Consider the following 25429-nt stretch of genomic DNA (forward strand, 5'->3'; position numbering starts at 1 on the left):
GAGAGCACATGCCTCCCAAGAAGAAGAAGGTCACGGGGCTTATCAAGCTCCAGATCCAGGCCGGCGCGGCCAACCCGGCTCCGCCGGTCGGCCCGGCGCTGGGCCAGCACGGCGTCAACATCATGGAGTTCTGCAAGGCCTACAACGCCGCGACCGAGTCGCAGCGCGGTTGGGTCATCCCGGTGGAGATCACGGTCTACGAAGACCGCTCCTTCACCTTCATCACCAAGACTCCGCCGGCCGCCAAGATGATCCTCAAGGCCGCGGGTGTCGAGAAGGGCTCCGGCGAGCCGCACAAGACCAAGGTCGCCAAGATCACCCAGGCGCAGGTCCGCGAGATCGCCACCACGAAGATGCCCGACCTCAACGCCAACGACCTGGACGCCGCGTCGAAGATCATCGCCGGCACCGCCCGTTCCATGGGCATCACGGTCGAGGGCTGACGCCCACCTTCGTAGGAACCATGCGGTGTGAGCCGCACGTGGCAGGGCCTGCTCGGTCCGTACCACGACTCCTCAGAACACATCAGGAGCAGTAGTGAGCAAGCGCAGCAAGTCTCTCCGCGCTGCGGACGCCAAGATCGACCGGGAGAAGCTCTACGCCCCGCTCGAGGCCGTCCGTCTCGCCAAGGAGACCTCCACGAGCAAGTTCGACGGCACCGTCGAGGTCGCCTTCCGCCTGGGTGTAGACCCGCGCAAGGCCGACCAGATGGTCCGCGGCACCGTGAACCTCCCGCACGGCACCGGTAAGACCGCCCGGGTCCTGGTCTTCGCGACCGGTGACCGTGCCGAGGCCGCACTCGCCGCGGGCGCCGACATCGTCGGCTCCGACGAGCTCATCGACGAGGTGTCGAAGGGCCGTCTGGACTTCGACGCCGTCGTCGCCACCCCGGACCTCATGGGCAAGGTCGGCCGTCTGGGCCGTGTCCTCGGCCCGCGTGGTCTGATGCCGAACCCGAAGACCGGCACCGTGACCCCGGACGTGGCCAAGGCCGTGACCGAGATCAAGGGCGGCAAGATCGAGTTCCGCGTCGACAAGCACTCGAACCTGCACTTCATCATCGGCAAGACCTCCTTCGACGAGGCCAAGCTGGTGGAGAACTACGGCGCCGCGCTGGACGAGATCCTTCGTCTGAAGCCGTCCGCCGCCAAGGGTCGCTACATCAAGAAGGCCGCGATCAGCACCACGATCGGCCCCGGCGTTCCGGTCGACCCGAACCGCACCCGCAACCTCCTCGTCGAGGAGGACCCGGCCGCCGTCTGAGCCTTTCGCTCACCACGGTGACCGCGTCGCATACGCGTTCTTGGCACGGGCCCCGCAACCTTTCGAGGTGCGGGGCCCGTCCCCATTCTCGGATACGTGTGTCAGTGGGCTGCGTTAGCGTGCAGCTCTCAGGATTCGCATAGGGGTGGGACGAATGAAGAGCACGCGCGTGCGCCGAGTGACCCTTTCGATCGCGCTGGTGAGCGCGCTGGCGGGGGTGGCCGCCTGTTCCTCGGGCTCCTCCGGAGGCTCCGGCAAGGACGACAAGGCGGCCCAGGGCACGACTCACGTCAGCCCCATAGCGGCCCTGCGGTCCGCCGAGAAGTCCACCGACGGCGCCGACTCCGCCAGGATCGAGTCCACGATGAGCCTGGGCACGCTGATGTCCATGAAGTCGGACGGCTCCATGGGCTGGGGCAACGGCCTCACCGGTGACATGACGATCACGTACACCGGCGGCACGATGGCCGAGACGATGCGCAAGACGGGCAGCAGCTCCATGCAGGCCCGCTATCTGTCGGACGCCTACTACGCCAGGATGGGCGAGGCGTTCGCCAAGCAGGTGGGCGGCAAGCACTGGATCAAGTACGCGTACGACGACCTGGCGAAGTTCGCGGGCGGCTCCGGCGCGTTCCTGAAGGACCAGATGCAGAACAACTCGCCGAACCAGTCGGTGAAGCTCCTGCTGGCCTCCGGCGATGTGAAGAAGGTCGGCGACGAGACGGTCCGCGGAGAGAAGACCACGCACTACGCGGGCACGGTCAACGTCTCGGACCTCGCGGCCAAGAGCTCGCACCTCACCGCGAGCCAACTCACCGACCTGAAGAAGCAGTTCACCCAGGCCGGCATCACGACGGAGGACGTCGACATCTGGGTCAACGGCAAGGACCTGCTCGTCAAGGCGGTCTCCAAGGGCGAGCTGTCGAGCGGCACGATGTCCTCGACGACGTACTACAGCGACTACGGCGTGAAGGTCTCCGCCGTGGCGCCCCCGGCGAGCGACACGGCCGACTTCAAGGACCTGCTGAAGACGCAGGGCCTGACGCCGGGCAGCGGCGACACTTCGAGCGGGTCGGGCACCACGAGCTGAGGCTTCAGGCGCCTGGAGGTCCGGGTGCCCAGGTGCCCAGAGGTCCAGGTACCAGAAACTCAAGTACCAAGAAACTCAAGTACCAAGAAACTCAAGTACCAAGAAACTCAAAAGAATTCAGGAGACGCTCGAACCTCCCTGGGCTACGCTGCCGGCGAAGTCTGTGTATCGCTCATGTGTTCCCTGGGGGGATCCTGATGTTTTCTGTGCGTGACTCCGTACGGCACGGAGCGGCGGGGGCCGCACTCGCGGCCCTGGTCCTCGGAGGGGGCGCCGTCGCCTGTGCGAAGGGCGACGAGTCGCCGAAGATGACGCCCGCGGCGGCCGTGGCCAAGGCGGCGAAGAACAGCGAGACCATCACCTCGCTCAGCTACCGGATGACCGGCAAGGTCCCGGAGACGGGCCGCGTCGAGGCCCAGGCGTCGATGAGCATGAAGCCGCTGGCCATGAGCATGAAGATGACCGCTCTCGACCAGGGCGCCGACGGCAAGATGGAGATCCGGGTCGTCGACGGGGCGATGTACCTGGGCGGGGGCGCGGCCGCCGCCAAGGAGATGGACGGCAAGAGCTGGATGAAGTTCGACATCTCCGGGATGGCCAAGGGCGCCGACGGCTCCGCGGGCATCGACGCGAGCAAGCTCTCCAACCAGGCCGACCAGGACCCGTCCCAGGCGTCCACCTACCTGACCGGCGCCAAGGACGTGAAGAAGGTCGGCACCGAGAAGATCGACGGCGTGCAGACCACCCACTACAACGGCACGGTCACCCTCGACGAACTCCGCGCCGAGCTCAAGAAGAAGGACAAGGCGACGCGGGACAAGCGCGAGAAGAGCCTGAAGCAGTACGAGGAGCTGGGCGCCGACAAGCTCACGATGGACATGTGGGTCGGGCCGGACGACCACACCAAGCAGGTCCGGGTGCGCGCCGCCTCCGACAAGGGCCCGCTCGACATGACCATGGTCTTCCTCGACTACAACAAGCCGGTGACGGTGAAGGCCCCGCCCGCCAAGGACACCGTCGACCTCGCGCAGCTGATGAAGGACGCCCAGAAGGGCTGATCCGGCACTGAACCGTCACTGAGCCGAGGCGCCGTGGGGCGCTGAGCCGAGGCGCCGTCGAGTGCCGGGACGAGGCGCTGTCGAGCGGATTTGCTTGACAGCGACCCGGTCACGTACTGTTCCCCAGAAGCCAAAGACCGCTGGTCGTTGCCTTGCGCTCGCAAGAGGGCAGGGCGGCCGAAGGATCCGCTGAAACTGCGGACGACCCGCGTAGGTGACCGTGGATGTGCTCCCGGAGTTCGCTTGCCCAGCTTGCGGACGTACCGGTCGAGCTACGCCCCGTGCGCCTGCGCCGGGGCGTTTCGTTTTGCCCAGCCCCTTCTGAGCGGTCCTCATCACCCGGAAGGAGGCCGACGCTCTATGGCAAGGCCCGACAAGGCTGCCGCGGTAGCCGAGCTCGCGGACCAGTTCCGCAGCTCGAACGCCGCTGTGCTGACCGAGTACCGGGGTCTCACCGTGGCGCAGCTCAAGACGCTGCGTCGTTCGCTCGGTGAAGACGCCCAGTACGCCGTGGTGAAGAACACGCTGACCAAGATTGCGGCCAACGAGGCCGGGATCTCCACGCTCGACGACCTGTTCAACGGTCCGACGGCGGTCGCGTTCATCACCGGTGACCCGGTGGTGTCCGCGAAGGGTCTTCGTGACTTCGCCAAGGACAACCCCAACCTCGTCATCAAGGGCGGTGTCCTTGACGGCAAGGCGCTGTCCGCCGACGAGATCAAGAAGCTTGCGGACCTCGAGTCCCGCGAGGTTCTGCTCGCCAAGCTGGCGGGTGCCTTCAAGGGCAAGCAGACTCAGGCTGCCCAGCTCTTCCAGGCGCTCCCCTCGAAGCTCGTCCGCACCGTGGACGCTCTTCGTGCCAAGCAGGCCGAGCAGGGCGGTGCCGAGTAATTCGGCTCGCGCATTGATCGCCGCCTAGGCAGCTCCGTCTAGGCAGTGGTCGCAGCGGGCCGAAAGTACGCCCGCCTCACATGTACATCCGGCACCAGCCGAATAAGTGGAAGGATCGCCCATCATGGCGAAGCTCAGCCAGGAAGACCTGCTCGCGCAGTTCGAGGACATGACCCTCATCGAGCTCTCCGAGTTCGTGAAGGCGTTCGAGGCGAAGTTCGACGTCACCGCCGCCGCCGCGGTCGCCGTTGCCGGTCCGGCCGGCCCCGCCGCCGCTGCCGAGGCCGTCGAGGAGCAGGACGAGTTCGACGTCATCCTCACGGGTGCCGGCGAGAAGAAGATCCAGGTCATCAAGGTCGTGCGTGAGCTGACCTCCCTGGGTCTGAAGGAGGCCAAGGACCTCGTGGACGGCGCCCCGAAGCCCGTTCTCGAGAAGGTCGCCAAGGAGGCCGCCGAGAAGGCTGCCGAGTCCCTCAAGGGCGCCGGCGCCTCCGTCGAGGTCAAGTAGTCCCACGGGCCCGCTGAGGGCCCCTCGCGAGCTGATACAGGTCCACTAGTGCGCCTGTAACGCTGACGCACTGAAGAGCGATCACCCAACTGGGTGGTCGCTCTTCGGCGTTCCTGGGGTCCGGTGGCGGCTGCCTTGCACTGTCGATGGCGACGAGTATGGTGATCTTCGTTGTTGCCTCCGGCCGAGCCCGTGACGGGCTGCAAGACGGGCTGCAAGACAGGTTGCACGTGACGATCGCGGCACTTGCTTAGGGCATGGGGGGCCTTGACGAACCGCACGCAGCGCGCAATTCTCAGGACGCGTCGTCACAACGATCCGGATCCGAGGCATGGATCGGTGGCGAAGAGGGCAGTATCGATGTGCATTGAGGGCGTGGCTTGCCGCAGGTGTTGAGAACAACGATGGTCTCAAAAAACCGGGACTGGACATCAGTGGGCCTAGTGGCTACACTGACCCTTTGCGCTGCCTGTTAGCTGCCTCCTGCCCGTCACCAGGGGCATGCCCTCGCGTGAGCACCGATGACTAGATCATCCCTGACCTGGCCTTTTGGCTGAATCGGGAACGGACTGTCTCTGTGCCCACAGTGGGGGGCCGGTACGCGCGTAGTGAGTCCGAGCCCTCGGAAGGACCCCCTCTTGGCCGCCTCGCGCACTGCCTCGACCGCGAATACGAACAACGGCGCCAGCACCGCCCCGCTGCGCATCTCCTTTGCAAAGATCAAGGAGCCCCTCGAGGTTCCGAACCTTCTTGCGCTGCAAACCGAGAGCTTCGACTGGCTGCTCGGCAACGACGCGTGGAAGGCTCGTGTCGAGGCGGCTCTGGACAACGGACAGGACGTCCCCACGAAGTCCGGTCTGGAGGAGATCTTCGAGGAGATCTCCCCGATCGAGGACTTCTCCGGGTCGATGTCCCTGACGTTCCGGGACCACCGCTTCGAGCCTCCGAAGAATTCCATCGACGAGTGCAAGGACCGCGACTTCACGTACGCGGCCCCGCTCTTCGTCACCGCCGAGTTCACCAACAACGAGACCGGCGAGATCAAGTCCCAGACGGTCTTCATGGGCGACTTCCCGCTCATGACCAACAAGGGCACCTTCGTCATCAACGGCACCGAGCGTGTCGTGGTGTCGCAGCTGGTCCGCTCGCCGGGCGTCTACTTCGACTCCTCGATCGACAAGACGTCCGACAAGGACATCTTCTCCGCGAAGGTCATCCCGTCCCGGGGTGCCTGGCTGGAGATGGAGATCGACAAGCGCGACATGGTCGGTGTCCGCATCGACCGCAAGCGCAAGCAGTCCGTCACCGTTCTCCTGAAGGCTCTCGGTTGGACGACCGAGCAGATCCTCGAGGAGTTCGGCGAGTACGAGTCCATGCGCGCCACCCTGGAGAAGGACCACACCCAGGGCCAGGACGACGCGCTGCTCGACATCTACCGCAAGCTGCGTCCGGGCGAGCCCCCGACCCGCGAGGCCGCGCAGACGCTTCTTGAGAACCTCTACTTCAACCCGAAGCGCTACGACCTCGCGAAGGTCGGCCGCTACAAGGTCAACAAGAAGCTGGGCGGCGAGGCCCCGCTGGACGCCGGGATCCTGACCGTCGAGGACATCATCTCGTCGATCAAGTACCTGGTGAAGCTGCACGCCGGTGAGACCGAGACCGTCGGTAACAACGGCACGCAGATCGTCGTCGAGACGGACGACATCGACCACTTCGGCAACCGTCGTCTGCGCAACGTCGGCGAGCTCATCCAGAACCAGGTCCGCACGGGTCTGGCTCGTATGGAGCGCGTCGTCCGCGAGCGCATGACGACTCAGGACGTCGAGGCGATCACGCCGCAGACCCTGATCAACATCCGGCCGGTCGTCGCCTCCATCAAGGAGTTCTTCGGCACCAGCCAGCTGTCGCAGTTCATGGACCAGAACAACCCGCTGTCGGGTCTCACCCACAAGCGCCGTCTGTCGGCTCTTGGCCCGGGTGGTCTCTCCCGTGAGCGGGCCGGCTTCGAGGTCCGTGACGTGCACCCCTCGCACTACGGCCGCATGTGCCCGATCGAGACCCCTGAAGGCCCGAACATCGGTCTGATCGGCTCGCTCGCCTCCTACGGCCGCGTCAACGCGTTCGGTTTCGTCGAGACGCCGTACCGCAAGGTCACCGGCGGTGTCGTCACCGACGAGGTCGACTACCTCACGGCCGACGAAGAGGACCGATTCGTCATCGCGCAGGCCAACGCGCCGCTGACGGACGAGCTCCGCTTCGAGGAGTCCCGCGTCCTGGTCCGCCGTCGTGGCGGAGAGGTCGACTACGTCCCCGGTGAGGACGTCGACTACATGGACGTCTCGCCGCGCCAGATGGTGTCGGTCGCGACCGCCATGATCCCGTTCCTCGAGCACGACGACGCCAACCGTGCCCTCATGGGCGCGAACATGATGCGTCAGGCCGTGCCGCTCATCAAGTCCGAGGCGCCGCTGGTCGGCACCGGCATGGAGTACCGCTGTGCGGTCGACGCCGGTGACGTACTGAAGTCGGAGAAGGACGGTGTGGTCCAGGAGGTCTCCGCGGACTACGTCACCACCGCCAACGACGACGGCACGTACACCACGTACCGCCTGCACAAGTTCTCCCGCTCGAACCAGGGCACCTCCGTCAACCAGAAGGTTGTCGTGGACGAGGGCGCCCGGGTCATCGCCGGTCAGGTTCTGGCCGACGGCCCGGCGACCGAGAACGGCGAGATGGCGCTCGGCAAGAACCTGCTCGTGGCGTTCATGCCGTGGGAGGGTCACAACTACGAGGACGCGATCATCCTGTCGCAGCGCCTCGTGCAGGACGACGTCCTCTCCTCGATCCACATCGAGGAGCACGAGGTCGACGCCCGTGACACCAAGCTCGGCCCCGAGGAGATCACCCGGGACATCCCGAACGTCTCCGAGGAGGTCCTCGCCGACCTCGACGAGCGCGGCATCATCCGCATCGGTGCCGAGGTCGTCGCCGGCGACATCCTGGTCGGCAAGGTCACGCCCAAGGGTGAGACCGAGCTGACCCCGGAGGAGCGCCTGCTCCGCGCGATCTTCGGTGAGAAGGCGCGCGAGGTGCGCGACACCTCGCTGAAGGTGCCGCACGGCGAGATCGGCAAGGTCATCGGCGTCCGCGTCTTCGACCGTGAAGAGGGCGACGAGCTGCCGCCGGGCGTGAACCAGCTGGTTCGTGTCTACGTGGCGCAGAAGCGCAAGATCACGGACGGTGACAAGCTCGCCGGCCGCCACGGCAACAAGGGTGTCATCTCCAAGATCCTGCCGATCGAGGACATGCCGTTCCTGGAGGACGGCACCCCGGTCGACATCATCCTCAACCCGCTCGGTGTCCCGTCCCGAATGAACCCGGGACAGGTCCTGGAGATCCACCTCGGCTGGCTCGCCAGCCGCGGCTGGGACGTCTCCGGTCTCGCCGACGACTGGGCGCAGCGACTGCAGGCCATCGAGGCCGACGTGGTCGCCCCGGGCACCAACGTCGCCACCCCCGTCTTCGACGGTGCGCGTGAGGACGAGCTCGCGGGTCTGCTGCAGCACACGATCCCGAACCGCGACGGAGAGCGCATGGTGCTCCCGACCGGCAAGGCGCCGCTGTTCGACGGCCGCTCCGGCGAGCCGTTCCCGGAGCCGATCTCGGTCGGCTACATGTACATCCTCAAGCTCCACCACCTGGTCGACGACAAGCTGCACGCCCGCTCGACCGGTCCGTACTCGATGATCACCCAGCAGCCGCTGGGTGGTAAGGCCCAGTTCGGTGGCCAGCGCTTCGGTGAGATGGAGGTGTGGGCGCTGGAGGCGTACGGCGCCGCTTACGCCCTCCAGGAGCTGCTGACCATCAAGTCCGACGACGTGACCGGCCGCGTGAAGGTCTACGAGGCCATCGTCAAGGGCGAGAACATCCCCGAGCCCGGCATCCCCGAGTCCTTCAAGGTGCTCATCAAGGAGATGCAGTCTCTCTGCCTCAACGTGGAGGTGCTGTCCAGCGACGGTATGTCCATCGAAATGCGTGACACCGACGAGGACGTCTTCCGCGCGGCGGAGGAGCTCGGCATCGACCTGTCCCGGCGCGAGCCGAGCAGCGTCGAAGAGGTCTGACGGGAGTTCGGCGGGCCTTTGACCACCTGTGGAAAAGGTGACAAAGGCCTGCCGGCCCCAGGACCCCCGTTTCAGACCCCAAGACTTACAACCCTGAGAGGGATTGACGCATAGTGCTCGACGTCAACTTCTTCGATGAGCTCCGGATCGGTCTGGCCACCGCTGACGACATCCGTCAGTGGAGCCACGGCGAGGTCAAGAAGCCCGAGACCATCAACTACCGCACCCTCAAGCCCGAAAAGGACGGACTCTTCTGCGAGAAGATCTTCGGTCCGACCCGGGACTGGGAGTGCTACTGCGGTAAGTACAAGCGTGTCCGCTTCAAGGGCATCATCTGTGAGCGCTGCGGCGTCGAGGTCACTCGCGCCAAGGTGCGTCGTGAGCGGATGGGCCACATCGAGCTTGCCGCTCCCGTCACCCACATCTGGTACTTCAAGGGCGTTCCGTCGCGTCTGGGCTACCTGCTCGACCTCGCCCCGAAGGACCTCGAGAAGGTCATCTACTTCGCGGCGTACATGATCACGTTCGTCGACGAGGAGCGCCGCACCCGCGACCTGCCCTCGCTGGAGGCGCATGTCTCCGTCGAGCGTCAGCAGATCGAGAACCGTCGCGACGCCGACCTCGAGGCCCGCGCCAAGAAGCTCGAGACCGACCTGGCCGAGCTCGAGGCCGAGGGTGCCAAGGCCGACGTGCGCCGCAAGGTGCGCGAGGGTGCCGAGCGTGAGATGAAGCAGCTGCGTGACCGTTCGCAGCGCGAGATCGACCGTCTCGACGAGGTGTGGACCCGCTTCAAGAACCTGAAGGTCCAGGACCTTGAGGGCGACGAGCTCCTCTACCGCGAGCTGCGTGACCGCTTCGGCACGTACTTCGACGGTTCGATGGGTGCCGCGGCGCTGCAGAAGCGCCTGGAGTCCTTCGACCTCGACGAGGAGGCCGAGCGCCTTCGCGAGATCATCCGCACCGGCAAGGGCCAGAAGAAGACCCGTGCGCTCAAGCGCCTCAAGGTCGTCTCCGCGTTCCTGCAGACCAGCAACAGCCCCAAGGGCATGGTGCTCGACTGCGTGCCGGTCATCCCGCCGGACCTGCGTCCGATGGTGCAGCTGGACGGTGGCCGCTTCGCGACCTCCGACCTGAACGACCTGTACCGCCGCGTGATCAACCGCAACAACCGTCTGAAGCGACTCCTTGACCTCGGTGCCCCCGAGATCATCGTGAACAACGAGAAGCGCATGCTTCAGGAGGCCGTCGACGCGCTCTTCGACAACGGCCGTCGTGGTCGCCCGGTCACGGGCCCCGGCAACCGTCCGCTGAAGTCCCTCAGCGACATGCTGAAGGGTAAGCAGGGTCGATTCCGTCAGAACCTGCTCGGCAAGCGTGTGGACTACTCCGCGCGTTCCGTGATCGTCGTCGGTCCGCAGCTGAAGCTGCACCAGTGTGGTCTGCCCAAGGCCATGGCGCTGGAGCTCTTCAAGCCGTTCGTGATGAAGCGTCTGGTCGACCTGAACCACGCGCAGAACATCAAGAGCGCCAAGCGGATGGTCGAGCGCGGCCGCACGGTCGTGTACGACGTCCTGGAAGAGGTCATCGCCGAGCACCCGGTTCTGCTGAACCGTGCGCCCACGCTGCACCGCCTCGGCATCCAGGCCTTCGAGCCGCAGCTGGTCGAGGGCAAGGCCATCCAGATCCACCCGCTCGTCTGCACCGCGTTCAACGCGGACTTCGACGGTGACCAGATGGCCGTCCACCTGCCGCTCTCCGCGGAGGCGCAGGCCGAGGCCCGCATCCTGATGCTGTCCTCGAACAACATCCTCAAGCCCGCCGACGGCCGCCCGGTCACGATGCCGACCCAGGACATGGTCCTCGGTCTGTTCTTCCTGACCACGGACGGCGAGCTGCGCGACGTCAAGGGTGAGGGCCGTGCCTTCGGCTCGACCGCCGAGGCGACGATGGCGTTCGACGCCGGGGAGCTCGCGCTCCAGTCGGCCGTCGACATCCGCTTCCCGGTGGGCACCATCCCGCCGCGCGGCTGGACCCCGCCGGCGCAGGAGGAGGGCGAGCCCGAGTGGCAGCAGGGTGACACCTTCCGCCTCCGTACGACCCTGGGCCGTGCGCTCTTCAACGAGCTGCTGCCCGAGGACTACCCGTTCGTCGACTACTCGGTGGGCAAGAAGCAGCTCGGCGAGATCGTCAACGACCTGGCCGAGCGCTACCCCAAGGTCATCGTGGCGGCGACGCTCGACAACCTGAAGGCGGCGGGCTTCTACTGGGGCACCCGCTCCGGCGTCACCGTGGCCATCTCCGACATCGTCGTTCCCGAGGCGAAGAAGGAGATCGTCAAGGGCTACGAGGCGCAGGACGAGAAGGTCCAGAAGCAGTACGAGCGCGGTCTGATCACCAAGGAAGAGCGCACTCAGGAGCTCATCGCGATCTGGACCAAGGCGACCAACGAGGTTGCCGAGGCGATGAACGCGAACTTCCCGAAGACGAACCCCATCTTCATGATGGTTGACTCGGGTGCCCGAGGAAACATGATGCAGATGCGTCAGATCGCCGGTATGCGCGGTCTGGTGTCGAACGCCAAGAACGAGACGATCCCGCGTCCGATCAAGGCCTCCTTCCGTGAGGGCCTGTCGGTGCTGGAGTACTTCATCTCGACGCACGGTGCTCGTAAGGGTCTGGCGGACACGGCTCTGCGTACCGCCGACTCGGGTTACCTCACCCGTCGTCTGGTCGACGTCTCCCAGGACGTCATCATCCGCGAGGAGGACTGCGGCACCGACCGTGGCCTCAAGCTGCACATCGCGGAGCGCGGCGCGGACGGTGTCCTGCGCAAGGCGGAGAACGTCGAGACCAGCGTGTACGCACGTGCGCTGGCCGAGGACATCACCGTCGACGGCAGGGTGCTGGCCCCGGCCAACACCGACCTCGGCGACGTCCTCATCGACGAGCTGGTCAAGCACGGCATCGAGGAGGTCAAGACCCGTTCGGTCCTGACCTGCGAGTCCGCCGTCGGCACCTGCGCCATGTGCTACGGCCGTTCGCTGGCCACCGGCAAGCTGGTCGACATCGGTGAGGCGGTCGGCATCATCGCCGCCCAGTCCATCGGTGAGCCCGGTACCCAGCTGACGATGCGTACCTTCCACACCGGTGGTGTGGCCGGTGACGACATCACCCAGGGTCTGCCCCGTGTCGTCGAGCTCTTCGAGGCTCGTACGCCGAAGGGTGTCGCCCCGATCTCCGAGGCCTCCGGCCGCGTGCGGATCGAGGAGACCGAGAAGACCAAGAAGCTCGTCGTCACCCCGGACGACGGCAGCGACGAGACGGCGTTCCCGATCTCGAAGCGTGCCCGGCTCCTGGTGTCCGAGGGCGAGCACGTCGAGGTGGGCCAGAAGCTCACCGTGGGTGCCACCAACCCGCACGACGTGCTGCGCATCCTGGGTCAGCGTGCCGTCCAGGTCCACCTGGTCGGCGAGGTCCAGAAGGTCTACAACTCGCAGGGTGTGTCGATCCACGACAAGCACATCGAGATCATCATCCGGCAGATGCTGCGCCGTGTGACGATCATCGAGTCGGGCGACGCGGAGCTGCTGCCCGGCGAGCTGGTCGAGCGTTCGAAGTTCGAGACCGAGAACCGTCGTGTGGTCCAGGAAGGCGGCCACCCGGCCTCCGGCCGTCCGCAGCTGATGGGTATCACCAAGGCCTCGCTGGCGACCGAGTCGTGGCTGTCGGCGGCGTCCTTCCAGGAGACGACCAGGGTTCTGACGGACGCGGCGATCAACGCCAAGTCCGACTCCCTGATCGGCCTCAAGGAGAACGTCATCATCGGTAAGCTCATCCCGGCCGGTACGGGTCTGTCCCGCTACCGCAACATCCGGGTCGAGCCGACCGAAGAGGCCAAGGCCGCGATGTACTCGGCCGTCGGCTACGACGACATCGACTACTCGCCGTTCGGCACCGGCTCCGGCCAGGCCGTTCCGCTGGAGGACTACGACTACGGTCCGTACAACCAGTAAGGCGTACGTCTGAAGTACTGAAGGGCGGCCACTCCGTTTCGTACGGGGTGGCCGCCCTTCGGCGTTGTCAGGGGTCGGGGTCAGCGGCTGAGCTGGAGGTAGGGCTCCAGGGCCTGGAGCCGGGTGTAGTTGTCCGGGTGGGTGGTCAGCAGCTTGGCCAGGCCGCCCGGTTCCTTGAGCTGCCTGCCCTGCGCCGCGGCCTGCGCCTTCACGGCGTCCTCCTGGGCCTGGAAGTGGTGCAGGACCTGCGCCAGCTGGGGTGCGAAGCCGAGGTCGGCCGCCTGCCGGTCGGCACGCAGCTCGCCCTGGCGACCCACGTAGGCGAGCAGATAGGGGGCGACGACGAGCGGCACGGTGATGTACCAGGCGGCGACGAACCCGCCGATCACGAACATCCCGATGAAGAGGTAGACCATCCCGGTCGCGGCGAGTGAGAAGACGCTCGCGACCCGGATCGCGATCCGGGCGATGCCCCGCATGAAGGCCCAGGCGATCCGGCCGGGCAGCGAGTACCAGTAGCCGAGCAGGCCCGTCCAGGCGTGACCGCCGGTGTGGTGCCCGAGTTCATGGGCGAGTACGGCGGCGAGGTTGCTGCTGGGGATCTCGTTCAGCGCGTACGTCGTGACGCCGACGACGTGGCCGGCGGCCGCCACGGCGTTCAGGTCCGGGCTGTTCTCCACCATCAGCTCGTACGTGTGCGCCTCGACGCCCGCACGGGCGGTGACCTCGCGCCAGATCGGCTCCAGACGGGCCCGCTCCTGGGCGAGCGGCACCCTGAGCTTCATCACGTGCCGGGCGAAGGCCAGCTCGGTGGGCCGGTGGAAGACGAGCGCCCCGGAGGCCAGCCAGGCGAGGATGACCAGCCAGCCCATGGCCGTGCCGAGGATTCCCACGGCGAACGAGGCGACCACGGCGAGGCTCACCAGGAAGCCCGGCACCTGGACCGCCAGCTGCCCGATCGCGGTGGCGTCGGCACCGCGCTGGTGCGCGGCCACGTGGACGCGGGAGCCCGCGTGCCGGTAGTCGAGGTCGTCGGGTGCGGGGGCCTCCGGCGGTGCTGGAGGTACGGGCGGTGCCGCGGGTGAGGCGGAGGGGGGCGTTTGCATGGGGGGCGTCTGCGGCGGGATGTACGGCGGTGCGGTGGCGGTGGGGGGCTGCGGGCCGCTCGGGTACGTGGGCGTGGCCCCCGGAGGGGCGGGCGGCGCCGCGGGGTACGAAGGTGCGGCACCGGCCCCCGGGTACTGGGGTGCGCCGCCCGGATAGGACGGGGGCGCGGGGGCCTCCGGGTACAGGGGCGGAGCGGCGGCCCCGGGGTACGGGGGCGGGGGAGTGGCGGCCCCGGGGTACGAGGGTGGGGGAGTGGCGGCCCCGGGATATGGCGGCGGAGTCGAGGTGGCCCCGGGGTACGGCGGCGGGGGCGCGGGTGTGCCCGGGTACGGGGGGTCCGGGTAGACGGGGCCGGGCTCGGCGGCGGCCGGGTCTGGTGGGTAGGACAAGGTGGGGCTCCTTCAGGGATGGGGACGTCAGCCGATGAGCAGCCCGGCGGGAAGCAGTACCGTGCCCGCGCAGAAGGCGATCAGGCCGGTGCGGATCCACTGGTGCTTGCGGGCGGCGATACGGCTGGTCTCGGTGAGCGCCGCGGTGAGTCCGGCGGCGGGGTCGCGGTCGGTGTCGGCGAGAGCGGTCGCCAACAGACCTTCACGTACGGCTTGTTGGATGTCGCCGAAGAAGCAGAGGGGCCGGCCCGGGGCCCATGAGCTGCCGCGGTACCGGGGGAGCACCGCGAGCAGCAGCGCGAACAGGGCGAAGGCGAGGGCCAGGGCGCCGGTCCACCAGACGGCCGTACCGGGCGCGGAGAGCGAGCTCGGCGACCAGTTCCGTCCGGCCAGCAGCCCGCTGAACACCCCCGCCGTCATCCCGAGCGCCGCCACGAGCACGGACGCCTTGCTGTCGGCCCGGGCGATCTCGCCCCGCAGCTCCTCCAGCAGCCGTTCGGCGGTTCTGGTGCCGGGAGCGGTGGTGGTCACTCCGGTCCCGCCCCGGGGGACTCCGGGGCCGGGGGCCGGGGAGAGGGCGGCGGGTACGCGGAGGGCGCGGGCGGAATGACGGGCGTGGGAGCCACGGCCGGGGGCGGCGGGGCCTGGTCGTACGGGCTGCCGGCGGCGGGCGTGGGCGGGGCCGGGGGCTCGGCCTGGTACGGCCCCGCAGGCACGGTTCCGGGCGCGGGCGGGACGTACGGCTGGTGGGACACGGGCGGCCCCGGCGGGGTGTAGGGGGCGCCCGGTAACCCTCCGGGGGCCGGAGCGCCGCCATAGGGCTGGGCGGCGGCCCCGTACGGCTGTGAGGGGTCGTACGGCTGTGAGGCGGCGTACGGCTGGGAGGGGGCGTACGGCTGTGAGGGGTCGTACGGCGGCTGCGGTACGCCCCCGGGCGGCGGCGCCGGTCGGTCGGGAACCGGCGGCTGCGGCGGGGGCTCCTGGCGGCTGTTCAGTTCCTTGACGACGCGCAGGGTGGAGCGGGCCGACTCGGCCTTCTGGTAGTCCTCCAGGGTGTCTCCGGCGATCAGCTCCAGCTGGCTCTCGATGGCGGAGAGCTGGTCCTTCTTGAGGGCGTTGATGACCATCCGGGTGTCCTCGGGGTGCGCGGCGAGGTGGAAGGCCCACTGGGCGACGCCCCCGTGCTGCAGGTGGTACTGGTAGAAGGCGATCTTCTGGGCCATCAGCTCCTGGGACTGGTGCTGGCGCAGCACCTCCAGCTCGTGCAGCTGCTGGGCCTGGCGCAGTCGGTACTCGTGCTCGGGGTCGAGCATGTCGGCCTCGTAGCGCAGCGCCCGTTTGCGCCGTCTGTGCGCGATCGCGTCGTCGTCCAGGCGCAGCCGCACCGCGCAGGTGACCGTGAGCCCGATGCCGTCGGCGAAGACGCCGCTCTCGATCGCGTACTGGACCTCGGCCTCGGCCTCCCGGCTGTCCTCGATGGAGAACCGGCGGCTGACCGGCCGCGCGAACTGGTGGATTTCACGGGTCAGCCGCGTGGGCACATCGCGTTCGCCGCCGGCCACGTACGCGATCGGGTCCGAGACGCGCCAGGTCAGATCGGCGGTCGCGCTGAACGAGAACGCGTCGTCGTCGCTGGGCAGTTCGAGTTCCAGCTGGACCGGGTGGCTGCCCATGTCGACCTCGTAGACCGAGGTGTAGCGGCGGGTCGCGGCGTCCGTGCGGCTCGGCCGGTGCGGGGGCATGTACGCGTCGTAGGCGCCGCCCACGGTGGCGAACACCAGCGCGTGGTCGATCGCGGAGACCGGCCGCCGGGCCGTGTAGTCGAAACGGGAGATCGGCCGCACGGTGAGCACCGGGTCGATCAGCATGGTGTGCCGGTCGGCCTGTTGCTGCCACTCCGGCGGGCGGCGGAATTCCGCCATGGGTCAACTCCTCGTAACTCTGTGTCAGGGTGTCGGGACGGTGGGACGCAGCGCGGCGAGCAGGCGGTCGGCGAGCGGCGGGCGCGGGCCGCCGTCCTGGCCGCGCAGGGTGCGCAGTTCATGGCTGAGGCGTTTGTGGTCGTCCGCTGTGACGACCAGTGCGGGCAGCAGCAGCTCCAGGGCCTGGGCCGCGTCCGGGCGGCGCTCGGCCACGTACACCCAGGTGTGCAGGGCGTTCAGGGCGCCTCGGGTGTGGGCGCGGTCGCCGAGGGCGGTGCGCCAGAGCGTGGCGAGGTCACGGGCCGAGTCCGCCTCGTACATGCCGGTGTCGGCGTACCACTCGACGAGCGCGCCCTCCTCGGCGTTGTCGCATGCCAGTACGAAGGCGCCCAGCGCCAGCGCGCGGACCGCGGGGGTGTCGTGGTGGAGCAGCCGCACCAGCTCGGAGAGCATCTCGCCGCGCCTGAGGCCCACGGAGAGCAGCAGGGCCGTGGACTCGATCAGGTTGGCCGCCTCGGCCGGGCTGCTGTTGTCGGCGCGGGCCCGGGCCGCGAGCGCGCTGAGAGCGGGGCCCACGAGTTCCGGTCGCAACGGCGTGAGCAGTCCGAAGGCGCGGATCGCGGTCCAGCGGCGGCCCCAGTGGGCGTCCGTGCACCACTGGGTGAGCAGGCGCAGGACGACGGGCGCGTCGAGGAGCTGCGCGAGCGTGAGGGTGTTCGCGGCGGTGACGCGGGGGCCGAACGTCTTCGCCACCGCCCAGCCGTCGATCAGCAGCGCGACCGCGGAGGGCAGATCGGCGAGCGCGAGCATGGCGGTGGCCGCGGCGGCCCGGGTCCGTACGACGGGACGCCCGTCGCGGGCCAGCTCTTTCAGCCAGGCGATCAGCGCGGGCCGGGCCGAGGGATGGCCCGTCCACACCTCCGAGAGCAGGGCGCGCGGAGTGTTCTCCTTCCGGAAGAACGCGGTGAACTGCGGCACCGGGCCCCATTCGGTCGCCTCGTCCCGCACTTCCCCCTCGGCGCGGGCCCGCGCGAGCCGGGTCTCGGCGGCGAGTCCGAACACCGGGATCTCCGGCGGCTCTTCGGGGTGCTGCAGGCGCTGGAAGTGCACGAACAGCTTGTCCGCGAGTTCCGCGGCGAGGACGTACGGCGACCGGTCGAAGACGGCGAGCGAGATGAGGAAGGCCTTGTCGCGCAGCGTGGACTCGGGGTCGCTCAGCCACTCCCGGCACTGCTGCTCCACGGCCGCCTGCCCGAACTCCGTGAGCCGGGCCGCGGCCGCCTCGCCACCGTCGTAACCCGCCACCTCCTTCGCGAACTCGGCCGCCTCGGCGGGCTGATGGTGCCCCCGGGCGAGGAAGTCCCGCACCGGGGCGAGGGCGAGGAGGTCGTCGGTGTCCTGCGCGCGGTGCTTGCTCACATACGCGCGGACGACCGCCGACGCCTCCGGCGGCTGCCAGACGGAGGCGGTGACGCCCAGCAGGAAGGGCGAGTTCTCGACGGTCACCACCAGGTACCCGTCGACCTTCTTCAGCTGGTCGCGGGCCGCGTAGAGATGGGTGTCGCGCAGCGGCCGGTTGCGGCTGAGCGGCAGATCGCGCAGGACGTGCCCGCCGGGCGCGGTGAGCGGCGCGCTCAGGGTCGCCGGGCTCGTCTCCGGCGAGAGGGCGTGCACGGCGGGCACGCCCAGACGGTGCAGGAGCATCAGCGCGGCGGCGTGGCGGCCGGTGGCGTGCGCGCCGGCGAGGACGAGGACGCGTTCTTCGCGGAGCCGGTCCAGGGCGGCGGCGAAGGCGGGGCTCTCGACGAAGACGGCGCCGAGGTCTTCGAGGTGGCGCCGCGGGATCTCTCCGGAGGCGTACGCGGCCGAAGCCGCCGGGCCGTGGTGGTGGATCTCCGTCTTGCCGCCCATGAACACGTCACCGGCGACCTCGCCGCCGGACACGCCGTGCTGGGCGCCGCCGACCAGACTCCCGCCGAAGGACGCGGCCGAGCCGAGGATGAATCCCGGGGTGTGCGCGAAGAGCTCGCGCTGAGCCGCGCGCGCCTCCTGCGTCCGCTCCTGTTCCCCCTCTCCTTCTCCCTCTCCCTCCTGGCGCCGGATGTCCGGTTCGGGGGCCGGGTGTACGTCCTTCGGGGGTACGTCGTCGGGGGCCGGCGCCGTGGGTGGAGGCACCGTCACGCCGACTCACCCCCGGACCCGCCGAGGTGGACGTCTCCGGTGACCTGGCCGCCGGACACACCGTGCTGGTCGCCGCCGACGAGGCTGCCGCCGAAGGTGGGGGCGCCTCCGTCGAAGTGGAAGACGGCGCCCGCGGGAGGGGCGGAGGGCTGGGGAGCGCGGGCCTCGGGGGCCCGGTGCCCGGACGCCTGGGCCCCTGGCTGGTCCCGCCTCGGTGCCGGACGCTCCCCCGAGCTGGCGCCCGGCACCGAGGTTCCCCCCTTCCCACTGTGGTCGTCGCCGCCCCCCGGCACCGGGCCGTGCAGCCAGGCGCGCAGCGGGCCGTTCTTGCTGTCCACGGTCACCGCGTGGAAGTCCTCCGCGGGGATGCCCGCGTGGCCGTGCCGCACGATCCCCGTGTGCACGCTCTCCGAGACGCACAGGGCGAAGTCGTCTCTCCGCTCCCGCAGGGCCGCGCGCAGCAGCTGGGCGTCGAGGAGGCGGCAGGCGTGGTTGAGGTCGGAGCCGACCCAGCCGTCGTGCTCGTCCACGGCGACGTAGCCCGTGGCGACGACGCCGCGCAGCCGGATCTGCGCCGAGCTGGACGCCATCCGGTTGACCGCGTGCAGCTGGGTGGGGACCTCGGTGAGCAGGGCGCGCAGCAGTGCGGTGACGGAGGCGTTGGCGTCGATCAGCTCCATCACGGAGTCGCCCCGGTCGGCGCGCAGGCGCAGGCGTTCGTCGATGCCGGCGCGCTCCAGGGTGCGGTCGGCGACGTCGTACAGCATGCGCCGCAGGTACGCCTGCTCGATGTCGTCCCGGTCGCTGTACTTCTCGATGTCGAGCAACAGGATCGTCCGGCTCACGGGGTCGCTCATGGTCGCCTTTCGCAGGTGGTGCGGCAGTGGCAGAAGAGTGGCGGGCGGGGTTGTGGTGGCGTGAGGGCGGATGACGCAGTCGGAGTGTGACGGCGTACACAGAACCGCCGGTCCTTCGCCCCCGCCGCCCCCACCCGCCCCATCTCCAGGGGCTCCGCCCCATCCCCAGGGGCTCCGCCTCATCCCCAGGGGCTCCGCCTCATCCCCAGGGGCTCCGCCTCATCCCCAGGGGCTCCGCCCCTTCGACCCCGATTCGGCTTCGAGGGGCGCGGGGAACCGCGCGACCAGCCCCCACCGGCCCGCGGTGATCCACCTGACCCAGCCCCCAGTCCCACCTCACCCCCGCGCAATCTGCCGCAGCACATCCGGCCGCACGATCACCAGCGCCCGGCGCCCCGTCATCACGACCCCCCGTTCCCGCAGGTCCTTCAGCAGGCGTTGGACCATTTCCCGGGAGGCCCCCACCGACCCGGCGAGTTCCTGTTTGCTCAGGGGGACGGAGAGTTCGATGCCCTGGTCGGTGCGGCGCCCATGGGTGCGGGCGAGGTCCAGCAGCAGGATCGCGAAGCGCTCCCGCACGCTGAGGGAGGCGAATTCCAGGCGGCGCCGATCGGCCGCCCGGGTGCGATCAGAGGTGAGGCCGAGGAGGGCGAAGGAGACGGCGGGGGAGCGGGCGAGGAACTCGGTGAAGCGGCCGCGTTCGACGGCGACCGTACGGACCGGCTCCAAGGCCGTCACGGTGGCCGACCGCGGGCGCCCGGTGAGCGCCGCGGACTCCCCGATGATGTCGCCGGGGCCGCGCAGCGCGAGCAGCGCCTCGTAGCCGTTGGAGGCGGCCGCGGTCACCTTCGTCCAGCCGTGCGTGACGAACAGGACGTGCGAGGACGGCTCGCTCTGGTGCAGGAGCACCATCCGGGGCGCGTACGAGAGCTCGTGCCCGAGACCGAGCAGCGCCGAGCGGTCCTCGCTCTCCAGCCGGGCCAGGAACGGCACCCGGTCGTCGAGCCCTCCGTCGCCGGGTAAGCCCGACGAATCCCATGAGTCCGGTAAGTCCGACGAGCCCGACGAGCCCGATGCCCCGGATGTGTCCGGTGGGTGTGCTGCCGTCATGTCGCCCCCCGATCGCCGCAGCCGACCGATCAAAGTACTGAAGGGCATGCGATGGTGGACAGAGATTGCGCGGTACCGTCCAGGATCGGAAACTTTTGGGGACGAGGGCCCGGAGAATGCGCTAAGGCCGGCCCGGCGACCGTCCCGTGGCCGCCCCCGACCGCACCGTCTCCCGCTCGCGTTCCCACTCGCGTCCGACCTGCGGGAGCACCGCGGTGACGTGGCAAGAAGTCCGGCGTGTCGCCCTGGACAGCATTTGTTTTGACCGAAGTCCTTGCGGTAGGTACGCTCAGACCTTGTGCCTGGGGTGTGCCCTGGCTCGCGTGCGTGCCTTCAAACCGCAAGGCGAGCCGTAACCGGCCACCGTAATCTGCGCCCTTTTCGCCTCGCGGCGGGAGTCTGCAGCATTCGACACACCCGACCGCGTGGGTCGGAGATGTTCCAGGTTAGCTTCACCATTCGGCACACAGAAACCGGAGAAGTAGTGCCTACGATCCAGCAGCTGGTCCGGAAGGGCCGGCAGGACAAGGTCGAGAAGAACAAGACGCCCGCACTTGAGGGTTCGCCCCAGCGTCGCGGCGTCTGCACGCGTGTGTTCACGACCACCCCGAAGAAGCCGAACTCGGCCCTGCGTAAGGTCGCGCGTGTGCGTCTGACCAGCGGGATCGAGGTCACCGCTTACATTCCGGGTGAGGGACACAACCTGCAGGAGCACTCCATCGTGCTCGTGCGCGGCGGCCGTGTGAAGGACCTGCCGGGTGTTCGCTACAAGATCATCCGTGGTTCGCTCGACACCCAGGGTGTCAAGAACCGCAAGCAGGCCCGCAGCCGCTACGGCGCCAAGAAGGAGAAGTAGAAATGCCTCGTAAGGGCCCCGCCCCGAAGCGCCCGGTCATCATCGACCCGGTCTACGGTTCCCCTCTGGTGACCTCCCTCATCAACAAGGTGCTGCTGAACGGCAAGCGCTCCACCGCCGAGCGCATCGTCTACGGCGCCATGGAGGGTCTGCGTGAGAAGACGGGCAACGACCCGATCATCACGCTGAAGCGCGCGCTGGAGAACATCAAGCCGACCCTCGAGGTCAAGTCCCGCCGTGTCGGTGGTGCGACGTACCAGGTTCCGATCGAGGTCAAGCCCGGTCGTGCCAACACGCTCGCGCTGCGCTGGCTCGTCGGTTACTCCCGCGCCCGTCGCGAGAAGACCATGACCGAGCGTCTGCTCAACGAGCTTCTCGACGCCTCCAACGGCCTCGGTGCCGCTGTGAAGAAGCGCGAGGACACCCACAAGATGGCCGAGTCCAACAAGGCCTTCGCGCACTACCGCTGGTAGTCGCTACCCCCATCGAGACCGAGAGAAGACCGAAGCCTTATGGCTACCACTTCACTTGACCTGGCCAGGGTCCGCAACATCGGGATCATGGCCCACATCGACGCGGGCAAGACGACCACCACCGAGCGGATCCTCTTCTACACCGGCGTCAGCTACAAGATCGGTGAGGTCCACGACGGCGCTGCCACCATGGACTGGATGGAGCAGGAGCAGGAGCGTGGCATCACGATCACCTCTGCTGCCACCACCTGTCACTGGCCGCTCGAGGACAACGACTACACGATCAACATCATCGACACCCCGGGGCACGTCGACTTCACGGTCGAGGTGGAGCGTTCGCTCCGCGTCCTCGACGGTGCCGTCACGGTGTTCGACGGTGTCGCCGGTGTCGAGCCGCAGTCCGAGACGGTGTGGCGTCAGGCCGACCGTTACGGCGTGCCGCGCATCTGCTTCGTCAACAAGCTCGACCGGACCGGCGCGGAGTTCCACCGCTGCGTCGACATGATCAAGGACCGCCTCGGTGCGGTGCCGCTGATCATGCAGCTTCCGATCGGCGCCGAAATGGACTTCAAGGGCGTTGTGGACCTGGTCCGCATGAAGGCGCTCGTGTGGTCCGCCGAGGCCGCCAAGGGTGAGATGTACGACGTCGTCGACATCCCGGCCACGCACACCGAGGCTGCCGAGGAGTACCGCGGCAAGCTCGTCGAGGCCGTCGCGGAGAACGACGACGAGATCATGGAGCTGTTCCTGGAGGGCCAGGAGCCCACCGAGGAGCAGCTGTACGCCGCGATCCGTCGTGTCACCATCGCGTCCGGCAAGTCCAAGGGCGTCACGGTCACCCCGGTGTTCTGTGGCACCGCGTTCAAGAACAAGGGCGTTCAGCCCCTGCTCGACGCGGTCGTGCGCTACCTGCCGACTCCGCTTGACGTCGAGGCCATCGAGGGCCACGACGTGAAGGACCCGGAGCTGGTCGTCAAGCGCAAGCCGTCCGACGACGAGCCGCTCTCCGCCCTCGCGTTCAAGATCATGAGCGACCCGCACCTGGGCAAGCTCACCTTCGTCCGGGTGTACTCGGGCCGCCTGGAGTCCGGCAGCGCCGTGCTGAACTCCGTCAAGGGCAAGAAGGAGCGCATCGGCAAGATCTACCGCATGCACGCGAACAAGCGTGAGGAGATCGAGTCGGTGGGCGCCGGTGACATCGTCGCCGTCATGGGCCTGAAGCAGACCACCACCGGTGAGACGCTGGCCGACGACAAGAACCCGGTCATCCTGGAGTCCATGGACTTCCCGGCGCCGGTCATTCAGGTCGCCATCGAGCCCAAGTCCAAGGGCGACCAGGAGAAGCTGGGTGTCGCCATCCAGCGTCTCGCGGAGGAGGACCCCTCCTTCCAGGTTCACTCGGACGAGGAGACCGGCCAGACCATCATCGGTGGTATGGGCGAGCTGCACCTCGAGGTGCTGGTCGACCGTATGCGTCGTGAGTTCAAGGTCGAGGCCAACGTCGGCAAGCCGCAGGTCGCGTACCGCGAGACGATCCGCAAGGCCGTCGAGCGTCACGACTACACGCACAAGAAGCAGACCGGTGGTACCGGTCAGTTCGCCAAGGTGCAGATCGCGATCGAGCCGATCGAGGGCGGCGACGCCTCGTACGAGTTCGTGAACAAGGTCACCGGTGGCCGCATCCCGAAGGAGTACATCCCTTCGGTCGACGCGGGTGCGCAGGAGGCCATGCAGTTCGGCATCCTGGCCGGCTACGAGATGACGGGCGTCCGCGTCATTCTTCTCGACGGTGGCTACCACGAGGTCGACTCCTCCGAGCTCGCGTTCAAGATCGCCGGTTCGCAGGCCTTCAAGGAGGCCGCGCGCAAGGCTTCCCCCGTGCTCCTTGAGCCGATGATGGCCGTCGAGGTCACCACGCCCGAGGACTACATGGGTGAGGTCATCGGCGACATCAACTCCCGCCGTGGTCAGATCCAGGCCATGGAGGAGCGTGCCGGTGCGCGCGTCGTGAAGGGCCTCGTGCCCCTCTCGGAGATGTTCGGCTACGTCGGCGACCTCCGCAGCAAGACCTCGGGTCGCGCAAGCTACTCGATGCAGTTCGACTCCTACGCCGAGGTTCCCCGGAACGTCGCCGAGGAGATCATCGCGAAGGCCAAGGGCGAGTAACGCACCCCGTTTACACGCTTTAGGCTTGACACCGACCGCCGGGGCTTCGAACCGGCAAGGGGACGAGGGATCGTCCCCCGGGGGAGAACCCCGGCGGGCGGCATCCCAGCAAAGATCACCTGGCGCCGATGAGTAAGGCGTACCAGAACCACTCCACAGGAGGACCCAGTGGCGAAGGCGAAGTTCGAGCGGACTAAGCCGCACGTCAACATCGGCACCATCGGTCACATCGACCACGGTAAGACGACCCTCACGGCCGCCATTACCAAGGTGCTGCACGACGCGTACCCGGACCTGAACGAGGCCTCGGCCTTCGACCAGATCGACAAGGCTCCTGAGGAGCGCCAGCGCGGTATCACCATCTCCATCGCGCACGTCGAGTACCAGACCGAGACGCGTCACTACGCCCACGTCGACTGCCCCGGTCACGCGGACTACATCAAGAACATGATCACGGGTGCGGCGCAGATGGACGGCGCCATCCTCGTGGTTGCCGCCACCGACGGCCCGATGCCGCAGACCAAGGAGCACGTGCTCCTGGCCCGCCAGGTCGGCGTTCCCTACATCGTCGTCGCCCTGAACAAGGCCGACATGGTGGACGACGAGGAGATCCTGGAGCTCGTCGAGCTCGAGGTTCGCGAGCTGCTCTCCGAGTACGAGTTCCCGGGCGACGACCTGCCGGTCGTCAAGGTCTCGGCGCTCAAGGCCCTTGAGGGCGACAAGGAGTGGGGCCAGACCGTCCTCGACCTGATGCAGGCCGTCGACGAGAACATCCCGCAGCCCGAGCGTGACGTCGACAAGCCGTTCCTGATGCCGATCGAGGACGTCTTCACGATCACCGGTCGTGGCACCGTCGTCACCGGTCGTATCGAGCGTGGTGTCCTCAAGGTCAACGAGACCGTCGACATCGTGGGCATCAAGCAGGACAAGACCACCACCACGGTCACCGGCATCGAGATGTTCCGCAAGCTGCTCGACGAGGGCCAGGCCGGTGAGAACGTCGGTCTGCTCCTCCGTGGCATCAAGCGCGAGGACGTCGAGCGCGGCCAGGTCATCATCAAGCCCGGTTCGGTTACGCCGCACACCGAGTTCGAGGCCCAGGCCTACATCCTGTCCAAGGACGAGGGTGGCCGCCACACGCCGTTCTTCAACAACTACCGTCCGCAGTTCTACTTCCGCACGACGGACGTGACCGGCGTTGTGACCCTCCCCGAGGGCACCGAGATGGTCATGCCGGGCGACAACACTGAGATGACCGTTTCGCTCATCCAGCCCGTCGCCATGGAGGAGGGCCTGAAGTTCGCCATCCGTGAGGGTGGCCGGACCGTGGGCGCCGGCCAGGTCATCAAGATCAACAAGTAAGTCCTTGTTGGCTTGACAGCCTGGTAGCTCCTCGCGAGCTCCTTGAAGGGGCCCGTACG

At 68.1% G+C, this 25429-nt stretch carries 18 protein-coding genes; 12 read left to right on the forward strand and 6 right to left on the reverse strand.

Features of this window, described 5'->3' with window-relative positions; translation table 11 throughout:
* Positions 1–8: 8 nt before the first annotated feature.
* The 8 genes from rplK (at position 9) to ACFZDJ_RS32500 (ending at position 12947) form a co-directional block, all read left to right on the forward strand.
* Positions 9–443 carry a 50S ribosomal protein L11 gene (rplK, locus tag ACFZDJ_RS32465; RefSeq protein ID WP_030359033.1) on the forward strand — a complete coding sequence of 145 codons (435 nt, stop codon included), beginning with the start codon at positions 9–11 and terminating at the stop codon, positions 441–443.
* Positions 444–537: 94 nt separating this feature from the next.
* The gene (rplA, locus tag ACFZDJ_RS32470) at positions 538–1263 is read left to right on the forward strand and encodes a 50S ribosomal protein L1 (protein ID WP_060901502.1); all 726 of its coding nucleotides are present in this window, start codon (positions 538–540) and stop codon (positions 1261–1263) included.
* Between the two features lie 154 nt (positions 1264–1417).
* A complete protein-coding gene (locus ACFZDJ_RS32475) occupies positions 1418–2353 on the forward strand; it encodes a hypothetical protein (RefSeq protein ID WP_391064128.1) in 936 nt (311 codons plus the stop codon).
* Positions 2354–2559: 206 nt separating this feature from the next.
* Entirely contained in the window at positions 2560–3411 is an 852-nt protein-coding gene (locus ACFZDJ_RS32480; RefSeq protein WP_390935055.1) for a DUF1396 domain-containing protein, read from the forward strand.
* 360 nt (positions 3412–3771) lie between these two features.
* A complete protein-coding gene (gene rplJ / locus ACFZDJ_RS32485; protein WP_060901499.1) occupies positions 3772–4302 on the forward strand; it encodes a 50S ribosomal protein L10 in 531 nt (176 codons plus the stop codon).
* 124 nt (positions 4303–4426) lie between these two features.
* On the forward strand, positions 4427–4810 hold the full coding sequence (gene rplL, locus ACFZDJ_RS32490) for a 50S ribosomal protein L7/L12 (RefSeq protein ID WP_351527681.1): 384 nt from the start codon (positions 4427–4429) through the stop codon (positions 4808–4810).
* Between the two features lie 638 nt (positions 4811–5448).
* On the forward strand, positions 5449–8934 hold the full coding sequence (gene rpoB / locus ACFZDJ_RS32495) for a DNA-directed RNA polymerase subunit beta (protein ID WP_390934984.1): 3486 nt from the start codon (positions 5449–5451) through the stop codon (positions 8932–8934).
* 113 nt (positions 8935–9047) lie between these two features.
* On the forward strand, positions 9048–12947 hold the full coding sequence (locus ACFZDJ_RS32500) for a DNA-directed RNA polymerase subunit beta' (protein ID WP_097285836.1): 3900 nt from the start codon (positions 9048–9050) through the stop codon (positions 12945–12947).
* 80 nt (positions 12948–13027) lie between these two features.
* Here the strand turns inward: ACFZDJ_RS32500 and ACFZDJ_RS32505 are convergent, their stop codons facing one another.
* From ACFZDJ_RS32505 to ACFZDJ_RS32530, 6 genes are all read right to left on the reverse strand, one after another.
* Positions 13028–14053, reverse strand: a complete 1026-nt coding sequence (locus tag ACFZDJ_RS32505; RefSeq protein ID WP_391064131.1) for a M48 family metalloprotease — start codon at positions 14051–14053, stop codon at positions 13028–13030.
* Positions 14054–14470: 417 nt separating this feature from the next.
* On the reverse strand, positions 14471–14974 hold the full coding sequence (locus ACFZDJ_RS32510; protein WP_390934988.1) for a Pycsar system effector family protein: 504 nt from the start codon (positions 14972–14974) through the stop codon (positions 14471–14473).
* On the reverse strand, positions 14971–16365 hold the full coding sequence (locus ACFZDJ_RS32515) for a PE-PGRS family protein (RefSeq protein ID WP_391064134.1): 1395 nt from the start codon (positions 16363–16365) through the stop codon (positions 14971–14973). The genes ACFZDJ_RS32510 and ACFZDJ_RS32515 overlap by 4 nt, the downstream gene beginning before the upstream one ends.
* Before the next feature lie 24 nt (positions 16366–16389).
* Positions 16390–18546 (reverse strand): hypothetical protein, encoded by a 2157-nt coding sequence (locus ACFZDJ_RS32520; protein WP_391064137.1) that lies wholly within the window; start codon positions 18544–18546, stop codon positions 16390–16392.
* Positions 18543–19403, reverse strand: a complete 861-nt coding sequence (locus ACFZDJ_RS32525) for a hypothetical protein (protein WP_391064140.1) — start codon at positions 19401–19403, stop codon at positions 18543–18545. Before ACFZDJ_RS32525 ends, ACFZDJ_RS32520 begins: the two co-directional genes overlap by 4 nt.
* 336 nt (positions 19404–19739) lie before the next feature.
* On the reverse strand, positions 19740–20396 hold the full coding sequence (locus ACFZDJ_RS32530) for a Crp/Fnr family transcriptional regulator (RefSeq protein ID WP_249938426.1): 657 nt from the start codon (positions 20394–20396) through the stop codon (positions 19740–19742).
* A gap of 601 nt (positions 20397–20997) precedes the next feature.
* Between ACFZDJ_RS32530 and rpsL the strand changes: the two genes are divergently transcribed.
* The 4 genes from rpsL (at position 20998) to tuf (ending at position 25370) form a co-directional block, all read left to right on the forward strand.
* A complete protein-coding gene (gene rpsL / locus ACFZDJ_RS32535; protein WP_003948652.1) occupies positions 20998–21369 on the forward strand; it encodes a 30S ribosomal protein S12 in 372 nt (123 codons plus the stop codon).
* Positions 21370–21371: 2 nt separating this feature from the next.
* Complete coding sequence (rpsG, locus tag ACFZDJ_RS32540; protein WP_003992340.1) at positions 21372–21842, forward strand: 30S ribosomal protein S7; 471 nt, start codon at positions 21372–21374, stop codon at positions 21840–21842.
* A 39-nt stretch (positions 21843–21881) separates the two neighbouring features.
* The gene (gene fusA / locus ACFZDJ_RS32545; protein WP_060900338.1) at positions 21882–24008 is read left to right on the forward strand and encodes an elongation factor G; all 2127 of its coding nucleotides are present in this window, start codon (positions 21882–21884) and stop codon (positions 24006–24008) included.
* Positions 24009–24176: 168 nt separating this feature from the next.
* A complete protein-coding gene (gene tuf / locus ACFZDJ_RS32550) occupies positions 24177–25370 on the forward strand; it encodes an elongation factor Tu (protein ID WP_101400105.1) in 1194 nt (397 codons plus the stop codon).
* Positions 25371–25429: the final 59 nt, after the last annotated feature.

This window comes from Streptomyces sp. NPDC007896, assembly GCF_042959425.1.
Lineage (GTDB): Bacteria > Actinomycetota > Actinomycetes > Streptomycetales > Streptomycetaceae > Streptomyces.